This is a genomic window from Labrys sp. ALF-8 (genome assembly GCF_059699065.1).
Genome location: NZ_AP048541.1, coordinates 25,022 through 45,767 on the forward strand (window position 1 = coordinate 25,022; position 20,746 = coordinate 45,767).

Below are 20,746 nucleotides of genomic sequence, written 5' to 3' on the forward strand. Positions count from 1 at the left end.
CTATCCCCTCTTGTTCTTTACGCGATGCACTACGGTTGAACCGGCGGCGTCGAAGAAACTGGCGTCGTCCGGATCGAAGGTGACACCGATCGTCGACCCGATCGGCGCCGTGAAGCCGCGGCCGGCGCGTACGCACAGCCGCTCGCCCCCCAGTCTGATGTCGACAAGCGTCTCGTTGCCCATGGGCTCGATCACATAGATCTCGCCACCGAGCACGCCGGGCGAGCCCGGCTCGGCAAAGCGAAGATCCTCGGGCCGGACGCCGATCTCGGCGATCGCCGCGCCGCGGCAAGCGCGACGCCGCTCCTCGCCAAGCGGCATCCGGCCGCCGGCGATGTGCAGGTCCGTGTCGTCCACCGCGGCACGCAGGACATTCATCGGCGGATTGCCCACGAATGTCGCCACGAAGCGGTTGGCAGGGCGTTCGTAGATCTCGTCGGGGCTGGCCAGCTGCTGCAATTCACCGGCGCTCATCACAGCGATCAGATCGGCCATGGTGAGCGCCTCGGCCTGGTCATGTGTCACGTAGAGCGTGGTGGCGCCAAGCCGATGGCACAGGCGCTTGATCTCCCCGCGCATGGTCAGGCGCAGACGTGCATCGAGATTGGAGAGGGGCTCGTCCATCAGGAACGCGGCCGGGTCGCGTACGATGGCGCGTGCCAGGGCGACCCGCTGGCGCTGTCCGCCCGAAAGCTGGCGTGGATGGCGGTCGAGCAGATGGTCGATCTCCAGCGCCTTGGTGACCTCGGCGATCTTGGCCGCCCGTTCCTCGCCGCCGACCTTCCGTATCCAGAGCGGATAGCCGATATTGTCGGCGATGGTCATGTGCGGATAGAGGGCATAGCTCTGGAACACCATGGCGACGTCCCTGTCGCGAGGCTGCAGGCGCGTGACGTTGCGCTCGCCGATCATGATGCGGCCGCTCGTCGGCATCTCCAGGCCGGCCAGAATGCGCAGGGCCGTGGTCTTGCCGCAGCCGGACGGACCAAGCAGGGCCAGGAAGGTCTGGTCGGGTATGGCAAGGTCGAGCGAACGAAGGGCCTTGAATGCCCCGAAATTCTTCACCACCGCCTGATAGGCGACCGCACTCACGCCTGACCCCCACCCGAATGCAAGAGTCCTGCTTGACCGGCGCCGGCGCTGTTGCTCGCTGGACTTGACGATGAAATCACGAACTCCCCCGGTACGGTTGGTGGCTCTTGGTTGTCCTTGTGTCGAAGACGCCCCAGGTCATGCGGGCCCCTTCCCTGAAATGCTGGCTCGCCATCGCGCCGTGGACACGAGACAAGCGCGTGGTGCTCGTTCAGGAGGGCGGCGATCCCTCGACGCTGAAGCCGGCCTCCCGGGCAAGGCGATAGAGATTGCGATAGCCGAGACTGGCATAGGTCAGCGGGTGGGCCTTGGCCGGGTCCTGTTCGGCCTCGACGACAAGCCAGCCCTCATAGCCGTGCTCGGCAAGCAGGCGCAGAAGCGGAAGGTAATCGATGGCGCCGTCGCCCGGCACCGTGAAAATGCCCTCCAGCACAGCGCCCATGAAACTCATGTCGCGTGCGCGCGCACGTGTGAGGACATCGGCCCTGACGTCCTTGCAGTGGACATGGACGACGCGCCCGACGTGTTTTTCCAGGAGTCGACCGGGATTTCCTCCCGAGAAGGCGCAGTGCCCGGTGTCGTAGAGCAGGCCGACGGCCTCGCCCGTTCGCGCCATCAGTTCGCCGATCTCGGCGTCGGTCTCGACGATCGTTCCCATGTGATGATGGAAGGCAAGGCCCACCCCGAAATCCGCCATGCGTTCGGCCAGCGCCGTGATCTTGCGGCCATAGGCCGGCCATTCGTCCGCCTCGAGCTTGGGACGCTGCGAGATGGGGTCGAGGATGGCGCCATGACGTCCGCGGGATGTGTCGGCATAGACGACATGACGGGCGCCCAGATCGCGCAGAAGCGTCAGGTGCGGCAGGATCGCATCGAATTCCGCCTCCATCTCCCTTTCGAGGATGCGCCCGTCATACCAGCCGGACACGAGCTCCAGATCGTAATTCCTAAGAATAGGCCCCAACACATTGCTCTGGCGGGGAAATTTCCCTCCCAGCTCCGTGCCCTGGTAGCCGGCCTGGCGCGTCTCGGTCAGGCAGGTCTCCAGCGGCGTGTCGCCCCCGAGTGCCGGATCGTCGTCATTGGTCCAGGTGATGGGATTGATGCCGAGCTTGACGGTCATGCGTTCATCCTTGTGAGGTCCGGCACCCTCTCGGGCTGCCGGATCCAGTGGCCGCTGGCAGTGGAGTCGAGGATGGCCTCGCAAATGCGAGAGATGCGGGCCGCGTCGGCGAGATCGGGCTGCGCGTTCTGGCCCGTGGCGATCGCCGTCAGGAAGGCCTTGAGCTCGATGGTCTTGAGGTCGTTGAAGCCGAGGCCATGGCCTGGCGCGGGCAGGAAGGCCGCATAGTCGGGGTGACCCGGTTCGATCAGCAGGCGACGAAACCCCGCGCCCGCTCGTTCGTCGAGATAAAGGCCGAGTTCGTTGAGGCGCTCTGCCTCGAAGCGCAGCGTGCCGCGCTCGCCGGTCAGCTCGAACGTGAGGTCCATCTTGCGTCCGAGCGCGACCCGGCTGGTCTCGATGAGCCCCGGCATGCCATTTTCGAAGCGCAGGAGGGCGGAGGCATAGTCTTCGTTCTCCACCTGGCGGAGCTGCGACCCTTCTCCATCGCTTGGTCGATAGGGATGGAGGATCGCGCTCTGGCCGACCAGGGCCTCGATTGGCCCGCACAGATAGCGGGCGACCGAAAGGATGTGACAGCCAAGGTCACCCAGCGCACCGCAGCGCCCGGCGCTCGCGGCCGACAGGCGCCAGCTGAAAGGCGCCTCGGGCGCGGCGAGGTAATCCTCGAAATGGCGTCCGTAGAAATGCAGGGGCCGGCCGATGAGGCCGGTGTCGATCAGGTGACGGGCATGGCGGATCAGGGGGGAACGCAGATAGGTGAAGCCGACGGCGTTCACCACCTTCCGCGCGCCTGCCTCATCCGCCAGGGCCTGCGCCTCATCGCTCGAAAGGCCCACGGGCTTTTCGCAAAGGATAGGCTTGCCCTGGGCCAGCGCATGTCTGGCGATGGCGGCGTGGGCGTTGCTTGGCACCGCTATGATGACGGCGTCGGCCTCGTCGACGGCCTCGCGCCAGTCGGGCGTGGTCCTGGCAAAGCCAAGGGTGGAGGCTCGCGCCAGGCGCTGGGGATCGGCGTCGGCCAGGATATGGGCCTCTGCGATGATCGGACAGTCCGCGAACACGGCGTTGACGGCGCGAACCGCCAGGGCGTGCGAACGGCCGATGAATCCGGCCCCGATCAAACCTATGCGAAACCTGTCCTGCATGGGGATAGTCCGCTGTCCTGATGTAAAAACACTACTCCTTTGTGTATCCTTCGCGAGAGCCAGTTTTGTTGATTTTCGAGGAACCAGTTTCCTTCCCCTCGCGGATGGCGCGAAGAGACGGGATTTCAAGAAAGGATGGCACATGCGGCAGGCCTTTCCTCTCGATGTCTTGATGCTGGAGCGCGCCGCCGGCGAGGCCCTGCACCACCAGCTCTACAAGGCGCTGCGCTCGCTCATCCAGGACAATACCTTGCCCGCCGGATCCGCCCTGCCCTCGACGCGCATGCTGGCCAGCGACCTTGCCATCGCCCGCAACACGGTGATTGCCGCTTATGAGCAACTGGCCACCGAAGGCTATCTTCTGAACCGGCCCGGTGCCCGGCCTGTCGTGGTTGATCTGCCCGTCAGGCCCCGTCCCGAGGCGACCGCCCAGCACCAGGCGGCGCCATGCGCGCTATCGCGGCGGGGCGAGGCCATGATGCGCCAGCCCTATCATCATGGCTTGCCGGGCCAGGTCGCCTTTCATCCCGGTATGCCGGATGCCCGCAGCTTCCCGTTCGGCGTATGGAGCCGGCTGCTGGCGCGCCGCGCCAATTTTGCCGGGACCACGCTGTTCGGCACCTACAACGTCGTGGGCCACCCGGCCCTGCGCGAGGCGCTGGCGATCTATCTGCGCACGGCCCGCGGCGTGCGCTGCACGGCCGACCAGATCGTGGTGACCACGGGCGCCCAGGCTGCCTTCGACCTCCTGGCCCGGCTGCTGCTCGATCCCGGCGAAGCCGTTTGGATGGAGGAGCCCGGCTATCTCGGCGCGCAGTCCGCCTTCGTGGCGGCGGGCGCGCAATTGGTGCCGCTACGCGCCAATCTCGAAGACTGGCAGCTCGATCGCCCCAGACCCTCGCCTCGCCTCATCTATGTGACGCCGGCTTGCCAATACCCTCTCGGCATCACCATGCGCATGGAGCAGCGCCTCCGGCTCCTGGAAGTCGCCGCGCAGAATGATGCCTGGGTGATCGAGGACGATTTCGACGGCGAGTATCGCTTCCAGGGGCGGCCGATACCGGCCATGCAGGGTACGGACCATTCGGGAAGGGTGATCTATGTGGGCACCTTCGCCAAGATCCTGTTTCCTGCGTTGCGGCTCGGCTTCATGGTGCTGCCTCCTGCCCTGCATGAGCGCATCCAGCACGCGCTCAGCATTACGGGACAATTCGCCCCCCTCCTTCTCCAGGCCGCACTGGCGGATTTCATGATGGAAGGGCTGATGACCCGCCACCTCAAGCGCATGCGCCGCATCTATGCGGCGAGGCGCCAGCGATTTCATGAGCTCTGCGCCGCAGAACTGCCTGGCCGGCTGACGTTGCTGTCCGGCGAAGCCGGCATCCAGGTGACGGGACTGTTCGAGGAAGGCCTGGACGACCGCTGCTTTGCCGAGGTGGCCCTGGACCTCGGCCTCAACGTGCTGCCCCTGTCGAAGCACTATCGCCATGACGCCCCGCTTCATGGTCTCGTGCTCGGCTATGCGGCCTGCAACGAGGAGGAGACCGAGCAGGGCATCCAACGTCTCAAGAGGGTTTTCGAGCGCATGGCGTGACCGGGCACGGGTACGTCAGGAAGCCCGTCGGCATTTTCCCGGCCGCTCGCGCTTCCCGGGACTGATCCGCGAGATACCAAGCACAGGCCGGCGAGACGTGCTAGACATCGACATATTGGGCAGGTTGCGGCGAGGTCGAGCAGTGCGCGTGGCAATGAGAGACGGGGTGGCGCTGCGCTATGAACTGGCCGATGGCGAGCGCCCGCCGATCGTGCTCATCCATGGCTGGTGCTGCGATCACACATTCTTCGCGCCGCAGTTCGAGCAATTCGCCAGCCTCGGCCATGCGGTGGTTGCGGTCGACCTCAGAGGCCACGGCACGAGCGACAAGCCCAGGCAGCCCTATTCGATGCAGGTCTTCTCCGATGACCTTGCCTGGCTCGCAGGCCAGATCGGCCTGTCGAAGCCGATCGTCATCGGGCATAGCATGGGCGGTGTCGTGGCGTTCGACCTTGCCGTTCGCCATCCTGATCTCGCCTGCGCTATCGTGATGATCGACTCGCCGGTAACGAGGCCGGAGGCTGCGCGCGCCAGGATGCCGGCTTTCCTGCAGACACTGGAAGAAGGCGACTACCGGGCCGCGATCTCGGCCTATGTGGAGCAGGCGCTGTTCCTGCCGACAGATGCTCCCGACCGACGCGCGGCCATCCTCGCCAGGATGCTGCACACCGAGAGGCACTTGATGGCTGCGGCCTTCAAGGGGCTCTACGATTTCGATCCGAACGAGGCGGCCGGCCGCATGCTCGCGCCGAGCCTTTACATCGCCGCCAACGCCCGGCCGTTGTCCGACATGCCGCGCCTTTTCGCGCTCGCGCCGCAGACCCGGTTTGGCCAGACGGTGGGTTCGGGGCATTTCTGCCCGCTCGAGGTGCCCGACCAGGTCAACGCGATGATAGGCCGATTCCTGGAAATATTGGACCTCCCGGCAAGCTGGTGAGTCCAACGGGCGTCCAATCGCTCGCGAGATTGCCCAACTCACTGCAAAGTCACGTGGGGGCGCCCATACTGGGTGAATTCTGGAAATGACTTGGAGTGGGCTGAAGCCCTGCTGACCACCGGGGTGCCTGGGCTTCGTCGAATTTCGAGCCGTGGCGCTGCTCATGATTCGCGCTGTGCAGGAACGTTTCCGCCCTTCTGGATTCTACCTTGGGTCCGGAGGGAAACATGCGACGCCAGGGAGAAACCGGTCCAGGCAGTGCCTGCGCTCGATCCCATGTTTGGGGGATAGGCAGTGCGGATTCCAGGCATAAGATGATGTGGTGATGTCGAGCGGGGCAAAAGGACTCCCGGCACGCCAGATTCCCGCGAACAGGAACTGGCCCTCGGCTTCGTAATGCCCCGGTCACCCGGCTTTATTGCAGCGGGCCGCTCCTGCGGGACGCGCCCACGAGCGCGAAGCAAAGAAGGTTCAAGCATGCCCGCGTTCTTTCAGGAAGTCTTTGCACGTGCCGGCGTTGACGAGGACGCAAAGCCGTTTCCTGGCGCCATCGTGCCTCTGGACGGCTCGAATTTCGTGCGGCTGGTTGGTGGAAGCGGCCTGCGTCTCGATGCGCCGCGAACACTCAAGGTCGAGGAATTGAGCTTGCAGGGCTTCATCCAGGCGGTGCACTCCCTGCCCGCCGCCTTTCTCTCGCTCTTGATAAGTTCCCTGAAGCCCGGAGGCTTTTCGGACACTCGCTACTTTCGCATCTCTCCGGCCGCTCCGCGCGGCCCCCTGCGCGCGCAGGTCAATGCCGTCTCACGAGGCCATTCGAAGCCGGCAGCAGTGCTCGACGTCGCGGTGTTGCGAACGAAGAAGGTCAAGCTGTCGATCCGGCCCGTACAGATCCGCGACCCCCAGGGCAATCTCGTCTTTCATTCCAAGAAACCGTTCGATATCGCGGCAATGGTCGAACAGATGAACTCCATCTGGACGGGGCAAGCCAATATCGTCTTCGAGCTCGTCTCCTCAAACCCGGCGCCATTCGAGCATGAACGCGAAGTCGCGCAGATTCTCGACCTCAAGATGACCGACAAGGCGCCGCTGCCGCCAATGGTCGTCCTGCAACGCTTCGCGAACCTGTTCAGCACGTTGAAGGACAAGAACGCGGACCTGACCATGTTCCTGGTGGAGAGTGCCGGTGATCTCGGCGACCCCAAGGCACCCTACCGGGCCGCCACCCGCGTATCCGGAGTCACGGATTCCGCATTGGGAATATCTCTTATCAGCGACGATCGGACCTCCATCTTCGAGCTGCTGGCTCACGAGGCGGGGCATCGCATCGGTTCATTCATCGGCCAGGGCGGCAAGTTTGTGCGATTTGGCCATCGCGGTGGACCGCAGGACCTGATGCATGAGGGTGGCTCGGCGATTGCCAAGATCCCTTTTCACGACGTCATCGATTTCTTCAACAACCCGGAGAGCAAGTCTTCCTGAGCCTTGGTTGAGCGACGCGCTGTGGCCGTTTGCTGCGTATTTCAACGCGATGATGATGGAGCGAACAAACATGGGCGACTACTACATTCCCGGCGTCTGGGCGACGCGATATGACCACCTGTCCGCCGCCGAACGGAAGAACGTGGCCGACGAGGCCGACCGCCGGTTTCGGGTGCGTACCGGCATAACGCGCCAGCTCGACCCGAAGACAGACCATAATCTCGTGGTGCGGTGGCTGCGCATCCGGGATGAAGTCCTGGCGCAGATCAGCGGAAAGGGAGCCGCGGATCCGAAGAAGACCGGTGATGGACTGGCGCTATGGCTGCCTGCACCGATGAAGAACTTCGCATTCTTCCTGCTCTACAACTACGATATCGGCAGCGATGCCCTCAAGCCCCTGCACCAGAAGGCGATTGACGGGGTGATGCGACTGTTCCTCAAGGCGCATGCCGACCTCAGGATCGGCGTGGAGGGGCATGCCAGCCGGACCGGCGGGGAGGCCTATGACAATCGCGGCCTGTCCGAGCGACGCGCGGCTGTCGCGGACAAATATCTGCGCAAGCTTGCCGGGGCGTCCGCGAAATTCTTCACCTCCGGTGGTTCGGGCGCCAAGCAGCAGGTGTCGGAAAATCCGTTCTATCGTGAGGTCTGGCCGCATCTGGAATCCATCGACGAGGACGAACGCGACCGCTCCGTGATCATCACCTTTCAGTGGCAACCGCCCGGTGTCCAGGATTGGATGGATCAACCCAATATCGACTGGGACAAGGCATTCGATCAGGCCGCGCCCTACGCCGCCTTCGCCTATGTCAGCACCATGGGGTTGATGATCGCCGCGGACAACTTGTCGCCGATCAAGGTGGGCGAGATCCCCTCTCCATGGAACCCCTACACTGGGTGGCCGACGAGCTGGACGACCGGCAATCCCGACGCCGACCAGGTGATGCAGGCGATGGGCAAGATGATGATCGACAATATCGAGGCGGCGGCCAAGAGAAAGGGCTTCAAGATCACGCGGGACGACATCATCAGGCACTACCAGGACTGGTTGAAGAACCCAAAAAACAAATGGGTCAATCCGTAAGGTCGAAGAAGACCTGGCGCTTTGCGGCCTCAGCGCAATCATGCGACGCCGCCTTCACCTTCACGGAGTGTGTTGGCACGCTCCTGGAGCGTCCCGCCTGCCCTTGCCTGTGCGCCAGACCTCCCTTGCATGACGCTGATCCGTACGCTATATACTGAACCACATGGTTCAGTATATAGCCGCCCCTCTCGATGCCTCGTTCGCCGCGCTGTCTGACGCCACCCGTCGGGGCGTTCTGGAACAATTGGGGCGTGCAGACGCTTCGATCACGGACCTTGCCAAGAAATTCCACATGACCCTTACGGGCATGAAGAAGCATGTCGGCGTCTTGGAGAAGGCCGGGCTGGTAGCGACGGAGAAGGTCGGGCGCGTGAGGACCTGCACGCTCGGTCCGCGCCGACTGGCGGAAGAGACGGCATGGATCGAAACATACCGCCAGCTCTGGGCCTCACGCTTCGACGCGCTGGACAAGGTTGTCGAGGAATTGAAGCAGGAGGAACAGGTCGATGGGCGCAAGAGGCGAGAGTGATCCCACTTTGGGGAAGGAGCGCACGACGGTGGAGCGCAGGTCCGAGCGTGAGCTGGTCGTCACAAGGAGCTTCAAGGCCCCGGCGCGCACCGTATTCGAGGCCTGGACGAGGCCCGAGCTACTCAGGCGCTGGTGGGCGCCGAAATCATTCGGAGTGTCCTTCCTGTCCTGCGAGGTCGATGTTCGGACGGGGGGCACCTACCGCTTCGTGTTCAGCCACCCTTCTTGCGAGCAGCCCATGGAGTTCTTCGGTCGTTACATCGAAGTGATACCGCATTCCCGCCTGGTCTGGACGAATGAGGAAGGCGGCGACGATGGCGCCGTTACAACGGTGACTTTCGAAGAAAGAGGCGAGGAGACACTGGTGGTCATGCACGACCTCTATCCCTCGAAGGAAGCTCTCGACAATGCCATCGCCTCCGGAAGCACCAGCGGGTTCAACGAGACCTTCGGGCAACTGGATGAGCTTCTCCTCACGATCGGCAAGGGCGTGGGACGGTCCTGAAGCCGTCGTGCCCTTCGCGGGACGCCGAACCGATCGGTGAGCGGTACCCTCAGGCGCGCAGCAGTGCGGCCGTCAGTTCGCCATAGCCGTCGATGGTCGGATGCTTCGTGTCGAGGGCGTGCTTGTGGGTCGTCGTGACGACGACCACCGCCGCACCGGCGGCCTCGCCGGCCTGAATGCCGGCCAGGGCGTCTTCGAAGACCAGGCAATCCTCGATTCGCCGCCCAAGGCGGCTCGCCGCCAGCAGGAAGCAGTCGGGGGCAGGTTTGCCTCGTTCGACATCTTCGGCGGTGACGAACACGGGCGGAATGGGCAGGCCGGCGGCCTCGAGCCGACGCACGGCGAGTTCTCTCGGCGCGGAGGTAACGATGGCCCAGCGGTCCGCCGGCAGGGAATGAAGAAAGGCGGCGGCGCCCTCGATGGCTTCGATGCCGTCGACATCCTCGATCTCGGCAAGCAGAAGGGCGTCTATCTCGACCTGAGGATCGACTCCCGGCAGGTCCAGCAAGGTGATCGTCTCGATGCCACGCCGGCCATGGATCGTGGGAAGGAAGGAAGCGACATCCAGCCCATGCTTCTCCGCCCAGTCCGACCACACCCGTTCGGCGACGGCGATCGAATTCACGATCGTGCCGTCCATGTCGAACAGGAGGGCATCGAATGTGCGGCCAATAATCGTTTGCTTGCTCATAGCCAGCGGATAGTTCGCCAGCATGAATCAGTCAACACACCCGGCAATGCATTCGAAGAATACCTGCAATCCGGCAGGCTTTTCGAGTCATCGCCTGCCGGGGTCCAAGCGCGGCCGCCAAAGTGGCCGCCTCCTTTCCGCTTGGACACCAAGATGTTCGCTGCATATGCCGGCATCAGGCGGACCGGCGGCGGACCCTCCGCCGCCGGATGTCGTTCAGGCGAGTTCCGCAAGTGCCGTGGCCTCGAAGCCGCGCAGGCCGTCCGCGTCGCCTTCTCGCACTTTCGTCGTCCATTGGGGATCGCTCAGCAAGGCACGGCCGACGGCGATCAGGTCGAACTCGTCGCGCTCCATCCGCGTGATCAGCCTTTCGAGGTCCGAGCGGGCGGCGTTCTCGCCGCCGAAGGCGCCCATGAAGTCGCCGGACAGGCCGACGGATCCCACGCTGATGGTGGCCGCCCCCGTGAGTTTCTTGGCCCAGCCTGCGAAATTGAGGCCCTCCTCGCCGTCGATCTGCGGGAACTCAGCCTCCCAGAAGCGCCGTTGCGAGCAGTGAAACGCATCGGCACCAGCATCGACCAGCGGCTGGAGCCATTGAGCCATCTCGTCCGGGGTTTCCGCCAGGCGCGCGCTGAAATCCTGCTGCTTCCACTGGCTGAGACGGATGATGATCGGGAAATCGGGGCCGACCGCGGCGCGAACGGCGGCGATGATCTCAGCGGCGAACCGGGCGCGCTCACCGATGGTGGCGCCACCATAGCGATCCTGGCGGCGATTGGTGCCCGCCCAGAAGAACTGATCGATGAGATAGCCATGCGCGCCATGCAGCTCGATGGTATCGAAGCCGAGCCGCCTGGCGTCGGCTGCGGCCTTGGCAAAGGCTGCGATCGTGTCTGCGATCGCCGCCTCGCTCATCGCCTCGCCCCGGGCCACACCGGGCGCGTCGAGGCCGGACGGACTCTCGACCGGGGCATCGGCCGTCCAGTCGGTGAGGAAGCTCTTCACCGCTCCGGTATGCCAGAGTTGCGGACCCATTCGGCCCCCTGCCGCATGCACCGCATCGATCACGCCCTGCCATCCGGCAAGTGCCTTGTCTCCATGGAAGAAGGGGATGCCGGGATCGTTGCGCGAGGCCGGTCTGTCGATCACCGTGCCCTCGGACAGGATGAGGCCGACCCCACCCTCTGCACGCCGCTTGTAATAGGCGGCGTTGGCGGGACCGGGCACGCCACCCGGTGCGAAGGAACGCGTCATGGGGGCCATGACGATCCGGTTGGGCAGCGCAAGCGAGCGCAGTCTGAACGGGCGGAAGAGAATGTCGGGGGTGGTGGCGGTCACGCGAGAGAGCTCCGTTGTGAGGGGAGCGTCTTAAGTATATCGTGTAAACCTAGCGTCAATAACGCACCTTGTTTCGCCTAGGTATATGCGAGGAAACCATGATCGACCATGAGCGCCAGCGTTTCTCGGTCGACTGCCCCAGCCGCCTGTTGTTCGACCAGATCGCGGACAAATGGTCGATGATGGTGCTGACGGTGCTCGACGCCGGGCCGATGCGCTTCAACGCGGTCAAGCGGGTGCTGGAGGGGGTTACCCAGAAGGCGTTGACACAATGCCTGCGGCGGCTGGAGCGCAACGGCCTGGTATCACGCCGCGTGATTCCCGTCTCGCCGGTGGCTGTGGAATACGAGATCACCTCTCTCGGCCGCTCGCTTCAGCCCCCCTTCAAGGCACTCTACGCCTGGACCATGGATCATCTGGATGAAGTGGACTGCGCGCGCAGGGTCTTCGACGCGCGGGCCGCAGCCCCGACAGGACTGGTCCAAAGGTGATGCCGATGCGCGCCGGTTGGAGGCGGGCCGGGCAGCTACTCGGGTCGCCAGAGGGCTGGAAGCTGCCCTCGCCCTGTCGTCGCACTTCATTGTCTCTAGGCCATTTCGCGGTGAAGCCCATGTTTTTGGCCCGCTTTCCGGTCATTCGTGCCCGGCCGCTCTCGCTGCCGACTGAAGATAGGCCTGCCGCGTCCTGTGGGTCGGTCGCACCGCCAGGCGCTCGGCAAGCAGGGCATGCGCAAGATTGACCTGTCCGCCGCGTTGCGCCGCGGCTATCAGTGTCTGGGTCAGCAGATCGCGTTGAGCATGGCTGCCGCCAATGCGGACGATCTTGTAGCGGACCGGCAGAATGCGATCGATTGCGTAGAGGTAATCGGCGTTGGCGAAAGCCAGCACGCCATCGATCAGGCGGCGCCCGACATCGACGGTGATGTCGCGATTGTCGCCCTTGCCCTCGCGGGCATAGGCGTCGAGCGAAGCCAGAAGCCGCGAGATGCCTTCCCTGTCCCCCGCCCGCGATACGGCCAGGGCGATGTGCAGGTCGTTGAAGGCCAGCACATGTTCCTCCGCATGGGTGAGCCACTGGCTGGCAAGCGGCTTCCAGCGCTCGCCGACATCGGCGCCGGCAAGTTCCAGCCGCCACAAGAGCGCGGATGCATCGACGAGGTCGAGCAGTGAATCGGCACCGAGGCGCGGCGCCACATGCCGGTCATAGTCGGCAAGCACCTCGTCGGAATGCCCCTCCTCGATCAGGTAGAGAGCCAGGTGCCAGCCATTGTGAATGGAAAGAGCATGAGCCTTGCTCCAGGCCGGCCGCGACGCCTTCAGAAAATCGATGCCCTCGGCTTGCCGGCTCTGCGTCTCCAGGACATGGGCAACGGCATGGACCGCCCATCCGTCCTCTTCATTGAGGGTTATCGCCTGCCTGCCAACCTCCTCAGCCCGTTGCAGCTCGCCTGCTTCTTCCAGGCCGAAAGCGTATTGCCCGAGAACATAGCCGTAATTGGGGTTCCACTCGTCCCATCGCGGCAGGACCCGAGCCACTGAATCGCGAATGCTCAGCGAATGCCCGAGATAGAAGTAACTGTCGTGCGCGAAGCGCAGCGCTAGCGCGTCGGTGGGATGGTCAAGGAGGATGTCCTCCCAGATGTCGGTTGCGCCGACTATCCTGCCGTCCGCCCAGGCCTTGGCGGCGGCAAGGTGTCGTTTCTCGCGCGATGTGGCGCCCCCGATCGACGCTTCGGCCTTTGCAAGGGCGGTCACCACGGCCGGGTTGTCTCCTCGGAACCCGTTGAGGGCCAGAAGAGAGGCCGTGGCACTATGCCCGAGCGTGAAGGCGGGATCCTGTTCGCTCGCCCCCTGCAGCACTGCGAGCGGGTCCCCCTTCCAGGCGTAATAGTCGGCAACGGCCTGGTCCAGCGCCGACACCGAGGCGGCATTTCCGGTAACCTCCAGCCCCTGGCTATCCCGCGGCATGATGATGTTCCTTCCTGAGAGGGGAGCCGCGTTGGTCCAGCACGACGAGGAAATCGGCAATGTCACGGGCCACGCGATCCGGAATCTCCCAATGCGGCGCGTGGCCGACGTCGGGATAGTGAATGGCGGTCAGGTGCTTGAGGTGGAGGGCCAGCTCGACCTGGGCTCCCTTGTCGAATACCGTATCCTGTGCGCCCCACAGGGACAATGCCGGTGGATGGAGCAGCGGTGAGCGTGTGATGTCCCAATCACCCAGCAGACCGTCCAGGGCGCCGCGCCACGTTTCGGGATGCAGCCTCAGGCTCTCCTGGACGAAGGTGTCCAGATGAGCCGGATCGATCTCCCTGTAGGTCGTGCCGCGCTGGAAGGCCGTCACGAAATCGCGTGTGATCGTGCCGAGGGAAGCCAGTTCCGCCCTTAGCTCGAGCAGTCCCGGGTGGTCCGCGGCGCTGCGGGCCGCACCGATCAGGACGAGGCTCCTCACGAGGTCCGGATGGGCCGAAGCGACTCGCTGAGCCACGATGCTGCCCAGCGAGTGCCCGACGAGATGTACTGGTTCCTTGGCGACCGTCTCGATGAACTCCGCCGCATCCTGGGTGAAATCCCGGACAGCGTAGCGATGGCCGCGCTCGCTGTAGCCGTGGCCGCGCTGGTCCAGCAGAAGGAGCCGAAAGCCCTGCGCCAGCGCAGGAAGGAGCAGCTCGAAACTGCGCCAGCTGTCGGTGTATCCATGCAGGAAAACCAGGGTCGGTCCTTCGCCGCCCACCTCGATATAATGATGGCGCAGCCGGTTGCTCAGCACGACATGGTGGCTTTCGGGAAGTGTCCTGCGTGTATTCCGGCTCATGGCTTCACCGCCTCGCTGCCGGCGGGGACGAGATCGGCTTCGAGGGCTTCGAGAGAAGCGGGCGAGACCAGCTTGAGAAGCAGGAACCAGGCGACGCCGAGCGCCAGAAGGCCAAGGAAGATGTAGGGCAGGATGGAGTAGGGCCAGGCAGGCACGGGATAGACGCTGCCGGCCAGCGGAAGCAGCAGGAGAAGAATGGTGACGAGGCTCGTGAGCGCGTGCCACGATTTGTAGCGACCTATCCGATGCAGGAAGAAGGGAACGCCGGCTGCCACCAGGATGTAGGCAAACAGGAAACCATAGGTGGCGATGGTTCCGAGCAGGCCGAACGTGTCGAGCAGACCGTATCCGGCCTGGGTCAGACTCAACGACAGCGCGATCGCGATCAGCGCGAGGATGGTGACAGCCACATGCGGCGTGGCGTTCACCCGATGGGCCACGCTCGCCGAGCGATGAAACAGGCCATGCCGCGAGAGTGCGAATAGAACCCGGGCGCCGGCATTGATGCTGCCCAGGGTGCAGGCAAAGAAGCTGAGCGCGACACCCAGATCGATCAGGCTGCCGACGAATCCGACGTGGAGGCCTTCGGCAGCCGTCGTAAGCGGCGCTTCGGCCTTGTCGAGCGTCACCGCCAGGGGATGAAAGACGCTGGTCAGCCCATAGGCGCTGATGACGAAGAACAAGCCGATGCCCAGCACGCTCACGAAGACGGCCCGCGGAATGGCGCGGTGGGGATCCCTTGCCTCGGCACCCAATGTGGTGGCGCTCTCGAAGCCGACGAAGCTGAAGAAGGCAAGCACGAGGCCGAGCCGCAGCTGGTCGGTCCCGACGCCGGCGAGGGACAGCTGTGCGCCGTCGACCGCGGGGCCTATCACGAAGATCGCCCCCAGGACCACGAGGAGGATCAAGGCGACGGTTGCAAGTTCGATCGCCAGCGTGGCGCGCGTCGAAAGGCGAATGTCGCGATAGGCCAGCAGCCAGGCTCCGATGATCACGGCGAGACTGATGAGGACGGTCAGGAGCCGGTCGGCGCTCTGCAGCCCCAACGTGTGGACCAGGACGAGAAGAGAGTTGACCGAACCGCCGATTACGGCGCCGGCCGTGAACAGGTAGGCGATCAGCAGCGACCAGCCTGCGATCACGCCCCATAGCCGGCCAAGACCCTGGCCGGCGAACACGTAGAGGGCGCCGGGACTAGCGGTGTGACGGGCGAACTGGTTGACGTTCCACGCCACGAACAGCAGGGCGATGGTGGCAAACAGGTAGGCCAGCCAGGTGCCGTTGCCCGCAGCGGCGAACACCACGGGTATTACCAGAGCCGGTGTACCCGACGGCGCCACCGTCCCGATCGACTGGGCGATGACTTCGGGCAGAGACAGGCGATTGGCGGCCAGGGCGCCGCCGGCCGTGGAGGACAGAGGAGTGGCGGTACCCGCCGCGTCGGTGGTGCTCATGAACGGCTCCGATCCGCAGGAAAGGGAGGGGCGGCAAGACGCCCCTGTCGATTGCCGACGGCGCACTCCCCTACGCCTCGCTGGTAAGAGGATTGGAGCAATTTTCTTTCATGTCAAGTTAGTCTATAAAATTAGTATTCTATTATTGACACCCGAAGCCGGCCCGGTTTACCCATGGGTTGTCACATAACGGTCGAAATACCTTTCCCGGCCTCGGGAGAAGGAACTCGCCCCTCTTGAAGGAAGTCGTTCATGAGCTTTCGTCCATTGCACGATCGTGTCGTCCTTCGCCGGCTCGAAGGCGAGGAAAAGACCAAAGGCGGGATCATCATCCCCGACACCGCCAAGGAGAAGCCCCAGGAAGGAGAAGTCGTCGCCGTCGGCCCGGGAGCCCGCGACGAGAGCGGCAAGCTCCAGCCTCTCGACGTCAAGGTCGGTAACCGCGTGCTGTTCGGCAAGTGGTCGGGAACGGAAGTGAAGATCGGCGGCGAAGATGTGCTGATCCTCAAGGAATCCGACATTCTCGGCATCGTCGCCTGAACCAGTCCCTCAATCACAACCAGTTCATTTGGAGACAAGAATGGCTGCCAAGGACGTTAAATTTTCCGGCGATGCCCGCGAGCGGCTGCTGCGCGGCGTCGATACGCTCGCCAATGCGGTGAAGGTGACGCTGGGTCCCAAGGGCCGCAATGTCGTCATCGAGAAATCCTATGGCGCGCCCCGCATCACCAAGGATGGGGTGACGGTGGCCAAGGAGATCGAACTCGAGGACAGGTTCGAGAATCTCGGTGCCCAACTGCTGCGCGAAGTCGCTGCGAAGACCAACGATCTTGCCGGCGACGGCACGACCACCGCGACCGTCCTGGCCCAGGCGATCGTCAAGGAAGGCGCCAAGGCCGTCGCGGCCAGCCTCAATCCGCTCGACCTCAAGCGCGGCATCGATCTCGCCGTCGCCGAGGCCGTGAAGGATATTGAAAAGCGAGCCAAGAAGGTAAAGTCCTCCGACGAGGTCGCCCAGGTCGGCACCATTTCCGCCAATGGCGACGACTCGGTTGGTCGTATCATCGCCACGGCCTTCCAGAAGGTCGGCAATGAGGGTGTGATCACGGTCGAGGAGGCCAAGAGCCTCGATACGGAGCTCGATGTCGTCGAAGGTCTGCAGTTCGACAGGGGCTATCTCTCGCCCTATTTCGTGACCAATACCGAGAAGCTGATCGCTGAATTCGACGATCCCTACATCCTCATCCACGAGAAGAAGCTGACATCGCTGCAGCCCTTGCTGCCGGTGCTCGAAGCGGTGGTGCAGACGGGCAAGCCGCTGCTCATAATCGCCGAGGATGTCGAGGGCGAGGCGCTTGCCACGCTCGTGGTCAACAAGCTGCGCGGTGGGCTCAAGGTCGCCGCCGTCAAGGCGCCCGGCTTCGGCGATCGCCGCAAGGCCATCCTCGAGGACATCGCCATCCTGACCGCGGGAGAGACCATCTCCGAGGACATCGGCATCAAGCTGGAGAACGTCACGCTGGGCCAGCTCGGGCGGGCCAAGCGCGTGCGCATCGAAAAGGAGAACACCACGATCGTCGATGGCGCCGGCAAGAAGAAGGACATCGACGCCCGCGTTTCTCAGATCAAGGTGCAGATCGAGGAGACGACCTCGGACTATGATCGCGAGAAGCTGCAGGAACGGCTGGCCAAGATTGCGGGCGGTGTCGCGGTGATCCGCGTCGGCGGCATTACCGAGGTCGAGGTGAAGGAAAAGAAGGATCGGGTGGACGATGCCCTGAATGCCACCCGGGCAGCTGTCGCCGAGGGAATCGTGCCCGGGGGCGGCGTGGCGCTGCTGCGGGCCAAGGCTGCTGTCGGCAGGATCAAGAGCGACAATTCCGACGTGCAGGCCGGCGTCCAGATCGTACTCAAGGCCCTGGAGGCGCCCATTCGACAGATCGTCGAGAACGCAGGCGTTGAAGGCTCGATCGTGGTCGGCAAGATCCTGGAGAACAAGTCGCAGACCTTTGGCTTCAACGCCCAGAGCGAGCAGTTCGTCGATCTGATCGAGGCCGGCATCATCGACCCGGCCAAGGTCGTGCGCACGGCGCTGCAGGATGCGGCCTCGGTGGCGTCGCTGATCGTCACCACGGAAGCCCTGGTTACCGAACTGCCGAAGGACAAGCCGGCTGCCGGCGCCCCGGGCATCGGACCGGGCGACTTCTGAGCCTGGCGCGATACTATGCGCGGAGCCCGGATCCATGCCAAGCGCGGATCCGGGTTTTCGACGTGGCAGCGGGGATCGCCGCACGTCGGACGGCGGGTCCCTCAATCGCCCCGCTTGCAGTCGAATGGCATGAGAAGCAGCGATGAAATCCCTCTGGCTGGAACGCGAACAGGCGCATCTGCGATATCACGATCTGGGCGAGGGCGATGCGCCCTTGCTGTTCATACACGGCCTTGGCTGCGCCTCCTCGTGCGACTATCCCACCGTCGCGGCCGATCCGAGTTTGCGCGGCCGCCGATTGCTTCTCGTCGATTTGCTGGGCTCAGGGTTCAGCGACCGTCCCGCCGACTTCGGATATGGCGTCGGCCACCATGCCCAAACGATCGCCGAGCTGGTTCGCAGCCTGGCTCTCCCCACCCTCGACCTCTTCGGCCACAGTATGGGCGGTTCGGTTGCCATCGTAGCAGCCGGCCTCCTGAAGGGGCACGTGAAAAACCTTCTGCTTGGCGAACCGAACCTGGATCCCGGCGGAGGGCTCTTCAGCCGACGGATCGCCGCGATGTCGGAGGCGGATTATCTGGGGCACGGTCACGGCGATCTGGTTCGAGCCTCCCGCTCGCAAGGCAATGGCGTGTGGGCCGCATCGCTTGCGGCGAGCTCGCCTTTGGCCGCGTATCGGGGCGCAGCCTCCCTGGTTGCCGGCTGCTCTCCCGCCTGGCGAGAACGGCTTTATGCATTGCCCGCGCGAAAAACCGTGATCTTCGGCAGTGCCTCCCTTCCTGATCCGGACACCGGCGAACTACCGCGCCACGGCGTATCGGTGGAAATCGTCGCCGATGCAGGACATTCCATGGCTTGGGAGAATCCAGCGGGATTGGCTCGCGCGATCAAGGCGGGGTTGCACTGAATTCGGCCACCGTGCCGCATCGGGAGGGTAAGCTTCAGGTCAAAATATATCTACTAATTCTATATACCTTATATATAAATATGGTACGAGGGGAACGAAACGCCTCCAACGCTCTGCCAGAGCTCCACCGTGCTTCGGCGAGAAAATCAAAGGACAGGCCATGTCGCCCGCTCGAAACCGGCTGAGATCACGCCTCCGCGCCACCATCGCAATCCTGGCTCTGGCTACTTGGTCCGCCTCCCCTTCCCTGGCGGGCGAGACGCTCGACCGCGTCAAGAAATCCGGACAGGTCGTCGATGTCCTCGTTAACGACTATCCGCCCTTCGGCTTCATCAATGCCCAGAACGAACTCGACGGCTTCGATGTCGACGTGGCCCACGCCTTTGCCGACAGGCTTGGCGTGAAGCTCAAGCTGGAGACGCCCGGGTGGGAAGCGATCATCGGCGGCAAATGGTCCGGGCGCTGGGACGTGGCGATCTCTTCGGCCACGCCGACCGACGACCGGGCCAAGGTCGTCGATTTCCCGGTGATCTATTATAACGCGCCGGCGGTCCTGGTCGTAAACCAGGATGAGAAGGCCATTCGATCCGCCGCCGATATCTCCGGCAAGAAGGTGGGTGTGGGCACGGGGTCTTCCTACGAGGCCTATGTCAACCGCAGCTTCTCGATACCCGGCCACAAGCCGATTGCCTTCCCCTTCAAGGACGCCATTGCCGTTCCCGGCGACGAGACCGTCAACTTCCAGAACCTCGCCCTCGGGCCGGGTGTGCGCCTGGATGCCATCGTCGCCTCTCTGGCAACGGCCAAGGGCGGCATCGAGACCACCAAGAAACTGAAGATCGTCGGCGATCCCCTCTTCGCCGAACCCAATGCGGTGGTCACCGACAGGGGCGATCCGGAATGGGATGCCGAGGTCAGGCGCGTGTTCGGTGCGTTGAAGGCGGACGGCACGCTCGCCAAGATCTCCAGCAAATGGTTCGGCGCGGACATCACCAAAGATGTCGATTGAGGAGGCCGCGGGCAATCTCCAAGGCGCCCGGACAGGGCTCGCCAGGGGCGGCCTTGCCTTCCGGCACAAGGTCTGGCTGGTCTGGGCGCTCATGGCCGCCATCCTGCTGCTCGGTTTCCTGGGCCTCGGGCTCGACCTCGGACTGATCCGGCAGAAGCTGCCTTTCCTGCTCGGGCTAAGGCTCGCGCCGGATGGCTTCCTCCAGGGCGCGGCGCTCACGATCTTCGTCACCGCGATCTCCATGGCACTGGCCTTGGTGGTCGCTATGCTGACGGCGTTCGGCCGGCTCTCCAGCAATCCCGTCGCCTTCGCTGTCGCGACCTTCTATGCGTCCCTCTTCCGCGGTACGCCGCTGCTGGTGCAGGTGCTGATCATCTATCTGGCGCTGCCCCAGCTCGGCATCGTGCTGTCGGCGCTGACATCGGGCGTGCTCGCGCTGGCACTGAACTACGGCGCCTATCTTGCCGAGACCATCCGCTCCGGCATTATGGCCGTGCCGAAGGGGCAAAGCGAAGCGGCAATGGCGCTGGGGCTGCACCGCTGGATGATCGCGCTGAAGGTCATTGCTCCCCAGGCGATGCGCGTGATCATCCCTCCGGCCGGGACGCAGTTCGTCTCCATGCTCAAGGATTCTTCGCTGGTCTCGTTGATGGGCCTGTGGGAGCTGAACTTCCTGGCTCAATCCTACGGGCGCTCGACCTTCCACTACATGGAGATGCTGACGTCGGCAGCGGCGATCTACTGGCTGCTCTCCATCCTGTTCGAACTGATCCAGTACCGCCTCGAACTCAAGTTCGGGCGCGCGGCCGCGGCCGCACATTCGTGAAAGCGAC

The 20,746-nt window shown here is 64.0% G+C and carries 20 protein-coding genes; 12 read left to right on the forward strand and 8 right to left on the reverse strand.

Annotation, left to right across the window (positions count from 1 at the left end; translation table 11 throughout):
• The 3 genes from AC6H34_RS31070 to AC6H34_RS31080 form a co-directional block, all read right to left on the reverse strand.
• Complete coding sequence (locus tag AC6H34_RS31070) at window positions 1-1,092, reverse strand: ABC transporter ATP-binding protein (RefSeq protein ID WP_497541529.1); 1,092 nt, start codon at window positions 1,090-1,092, stop codon at window positions 1-3.
• A 211-nt stretch (window positions 1,093-1,303) separates the two neighbouring features.
• On the reverse strand, window positions 1,304-2,215 hold the full coding sequence (gene iolE, locus AC6H34_RS31075) for a myo-inosose-2 dehydratase (protein ID WP_497541530.1): 912 nt from the start codon (window positions 2,213-2,215) through the stop codon (window positions 1,304-1,306).
• On the reverse strand, window positions 2,212-3,363 hold the full coding sequence (locus AC6H34_RS31080) for a Gfo/Idh/MocA family protein (RefSeq protein ID WP_497541531.1): 1,152 nt from the start codon (window positions 3,361-3,363) through the stop codon (window positions 2,212-2,214). Before AC6H34_RS31080 ends, iolE begins: the two co-directional genes overlap by 4 nt.
• A gap of 142 nt (window positions 3,364-3,505) precedes the next feature.
• Here AC6H34_RS31080 and mocR point away from each other — a divergent pair, with 142 nt between their 5' ends.
• The 6 genes from mocR (at window position 3,506) to AC6H34_RS31110 (ending at window position 9,491) form a co-directional block, all read left to right on the forward strand.
• A complete protein-coding gene (gene mocR, locus AC6H34_RS31085; protein WP_497541532.1) occupies window positions 3,506-4,957 on the forward strand; it encodes a rhizopine catabolism transcriptional regulator MocR in 1,452 nt (483 codons plus the stop codon).
• Between the two features lie 154 nt (window positions 4,958-5,111).
• Window positions 5,112-5,894, forward strand: a complete 783-nt coding sequence (locus tag AC6H34_RS31090) for an alpha/beta fold hydrolase (RefSeq protein WP_497541877.1) — start codon at window positions 5,112-5,114, stop codon at window positions 5,892-5,894.
• Window positions 5,895-6,371: 477 nt separating this feature from the next.
• Window positions 6,372-7,373 (forward strand): hypothetical protein, encoded by a 1,002-nt coding sequence (locus tag AC6H34_RS31095; protein WP_497541533.1) that lies wholly within the window; start codon window positions 6,372-6,374, stop codon window positions 7,371-7,373.
• Between the two features lie 7 nt (window positions 7,374-7,380).
• Window positions 7,381-8,457 carry an OmpA family protein gene (locus AC6H34_RS31100; protein ID WP_497541534.1) on the forward strand — a complete coding sequence of 359 codons (1,077 nt, stop codon included), beginning with the start codon at window positions 7,381-7,383 and terminating at the stop codon, window positions 8,455-8,457.
• A gap of 163 nt (window positions 8,458-8,620) precedes the next feature.
• Window positions 8,621-8,986 (forward strand): ArsR/SmtB family transcription factor, encoded by a 366-nt coding sequence (locus AC6H34_RS31105; RefSeq protein ID WP_497541535.1) that lies wholly within the window; start codon window positions 8,621-8,623, stop codon window positions 8,984-8,986.
• Window positions 8,964-9,491: an SRPBCC family protein gene (locus AC6H34_RS31110; protein WP_497541536.1), complete on the forward strand. Its 528-nt coding sequence runs from the start codon at window positions 8,964-8,966 to the stop codon at window positions 9,489-9,491. The genes AC6H34_RS31105 and AC6H34_RS31110 overlap by 23 nt, the downstream gene beginning before the upstream one ends.
• A gap of 49 nt (window positions 9,492-9,540) precedes the next feature.
• Here the strand turns inward: AC6H34_RS31110 and AC6H34_RS31115 are convergent, their stop codons facing one another.
• Window positions 9,541-10,206, reverse strand: a complete 666-nt coding sequence (locus AC6H34_RS31115; RefSeq protein WP_497541537.1) for an HAD-IA family hydrolase — start codon at window positions 10,204-10,206, stop codon at window positions 9,541-9,543.
• A gap of 192 nt (window positions 10,207-10,398) precedes the next feature.
• Window positions 10,399-11,520, reverse strand: coding sequence for an NADH:flavin oxidoreductase (locus tag AC6H34_RS31120; protein WP_497541538.1), 1,122 nt, complete (start codon window positions 11,518-11,520; stop codon window positions 10,399-10,401).
• A gap of 98 nt (window positions 11,521-11,618) precedes the next feature.
• Between AC6H34_RS31120 and AC6H34_RS31125 the strand changes: the two genes are divergently transcribed.
• The gene (locus AC6H34_RS31125) at window positions 11,619-12,011 is read left to right on the forward strand and encodes a winged helix-turn-helix transcriptional regulator (RefSeq protein ID WP_497541539.1); all 393 of its coding nucleotides are present in this window, start codon (window positions 11,619-11,621) and stop codon (window positions 12,009-12,011) included.
• Window positions 12,012-12,152: 141 nt separating this feature from the next.
• Here the strand turns inward: AC6H34_RS31125 and AC6H34_RS31130 are convergent, their stop codons facing one another.
• From AC6H34_RS31130 to AC6H34_RS31140, 3 genes are read right to left on the reverse strand one after another with little or no spacing between them, the layout of a single operon-like run.
• On the reverse strand, window positions 12,153-13,487 hold the full coding sequence (locus tag AC6H34_RS31130; RefSeq protein ID WP_497541540.1) for a tetratricopeptide repeat protein: 1,335 nt from the start codon (window positions 13,485-13,487) through the stop codon (window positions 12,153-12,155).
• Window positions 13,474-14,334, reverse strand: coding sequence for an alpha/beta fold hydrolase (locus AC6H34_RS31135; protein ID WP_497541541.1), 861 nt, complete (start codon window positions 14,332-14,334; stop codon window positions 13,474-13,476). The genes AC6H34_RS31130 and AC6H34_RS31135 overlap by 14 nt, the downstream gene beginning before the upstream one ends.
• Window positions 14,331-15,788 (reverse strand): APC family permease, encoded by a 1,458-nt coding sequence (locus AC6H34_RS31140; RefSeq protein WP_497541542.1) that lies wholly within the window; start codon window positions 15,786-15,788, stop codon window positions 14,331-14,333. The genes AC6H34_RS31135 and AC6H34_RS31140 overlap by 4 nt, the downstream gene beginning before the upstream one ends.
• Before the next feature lie 252 nt (window positions 15,789-16,040).
• Here AC6H34_RS31140 and groES point away from each other — a divergent pair, with 252 nt between their 5' ends.
• The 5 genes from groES (at window position 16,041) to AC6H34_RS31165 (ending at window position 20,739) form a co-directional block, all read left to right on the forward strand.
• Window positions 16,041-16,328, forward strand: coding sequence for a co-chaperone GroES (groES, locus tag AC6H34_RS31145; RefSeq protein WP_497541543.1), 288 nt, complete (start codon window positions 16,041-16,043; stop codon window positions 16,326-16,328).
• Between the two features lie 40 nt (window positions 16,329-16,368).
• Window positions 16,369-17,997 (forward strand): chaperonin GroEL, encoded by a 1,629-nt coding sequence (groL, locus tag AC6H34_RS31150; protein ID WP_497541544.1) that lies wholly within the window; start codon window positions 16,369-16,371, stop codon window positions 17,995-17,997.
• 142 nt (window positions 17,998-18,139) lie between these two features.
• Window positions 18,140-18,904, forward strand: a complete 765-nt coding sequence (locus AC6H34_RS31155) for an alpha/beta fold hydrolase (protein WP_497541545.1) — start codon at window positions 18,140-18,142, stop codon at window positions 18,902-18,904.
• Window positions 18,905-19,064: 160 nt separating this feature from the next.
• Complete coding sequence (locus AC6H34_RS31160) at window positions 19,065-19,913, forward strand: transporter substrate-binding domain-containing protein (RefSeq protein WP_497541546.1); 849 nt, start codon at window positions 19,065-19,067, stop codon at window positions 19,911-19,913.
• Window positions 19,903-20,739 carry an amino acid ABC transporter permease gene (locus AC6H34_RS31165; RefSeq protein WP_497541547.1) on the forward strand — a complete coding sequence of 279 codons (837 nt, stop codon included), beginning with the start codon at window positions 19,903-19,905 and terminating at the stop codon, window positions 20,737-20,739. Before AC6H34_RS31160 ends, AC6H34_RS31165 begins: the two co-directional genes overlap by 11 nt.
• The last annotated feature ends 7 nt before the right edge of the window (window positions 20,740-20,746 follow it).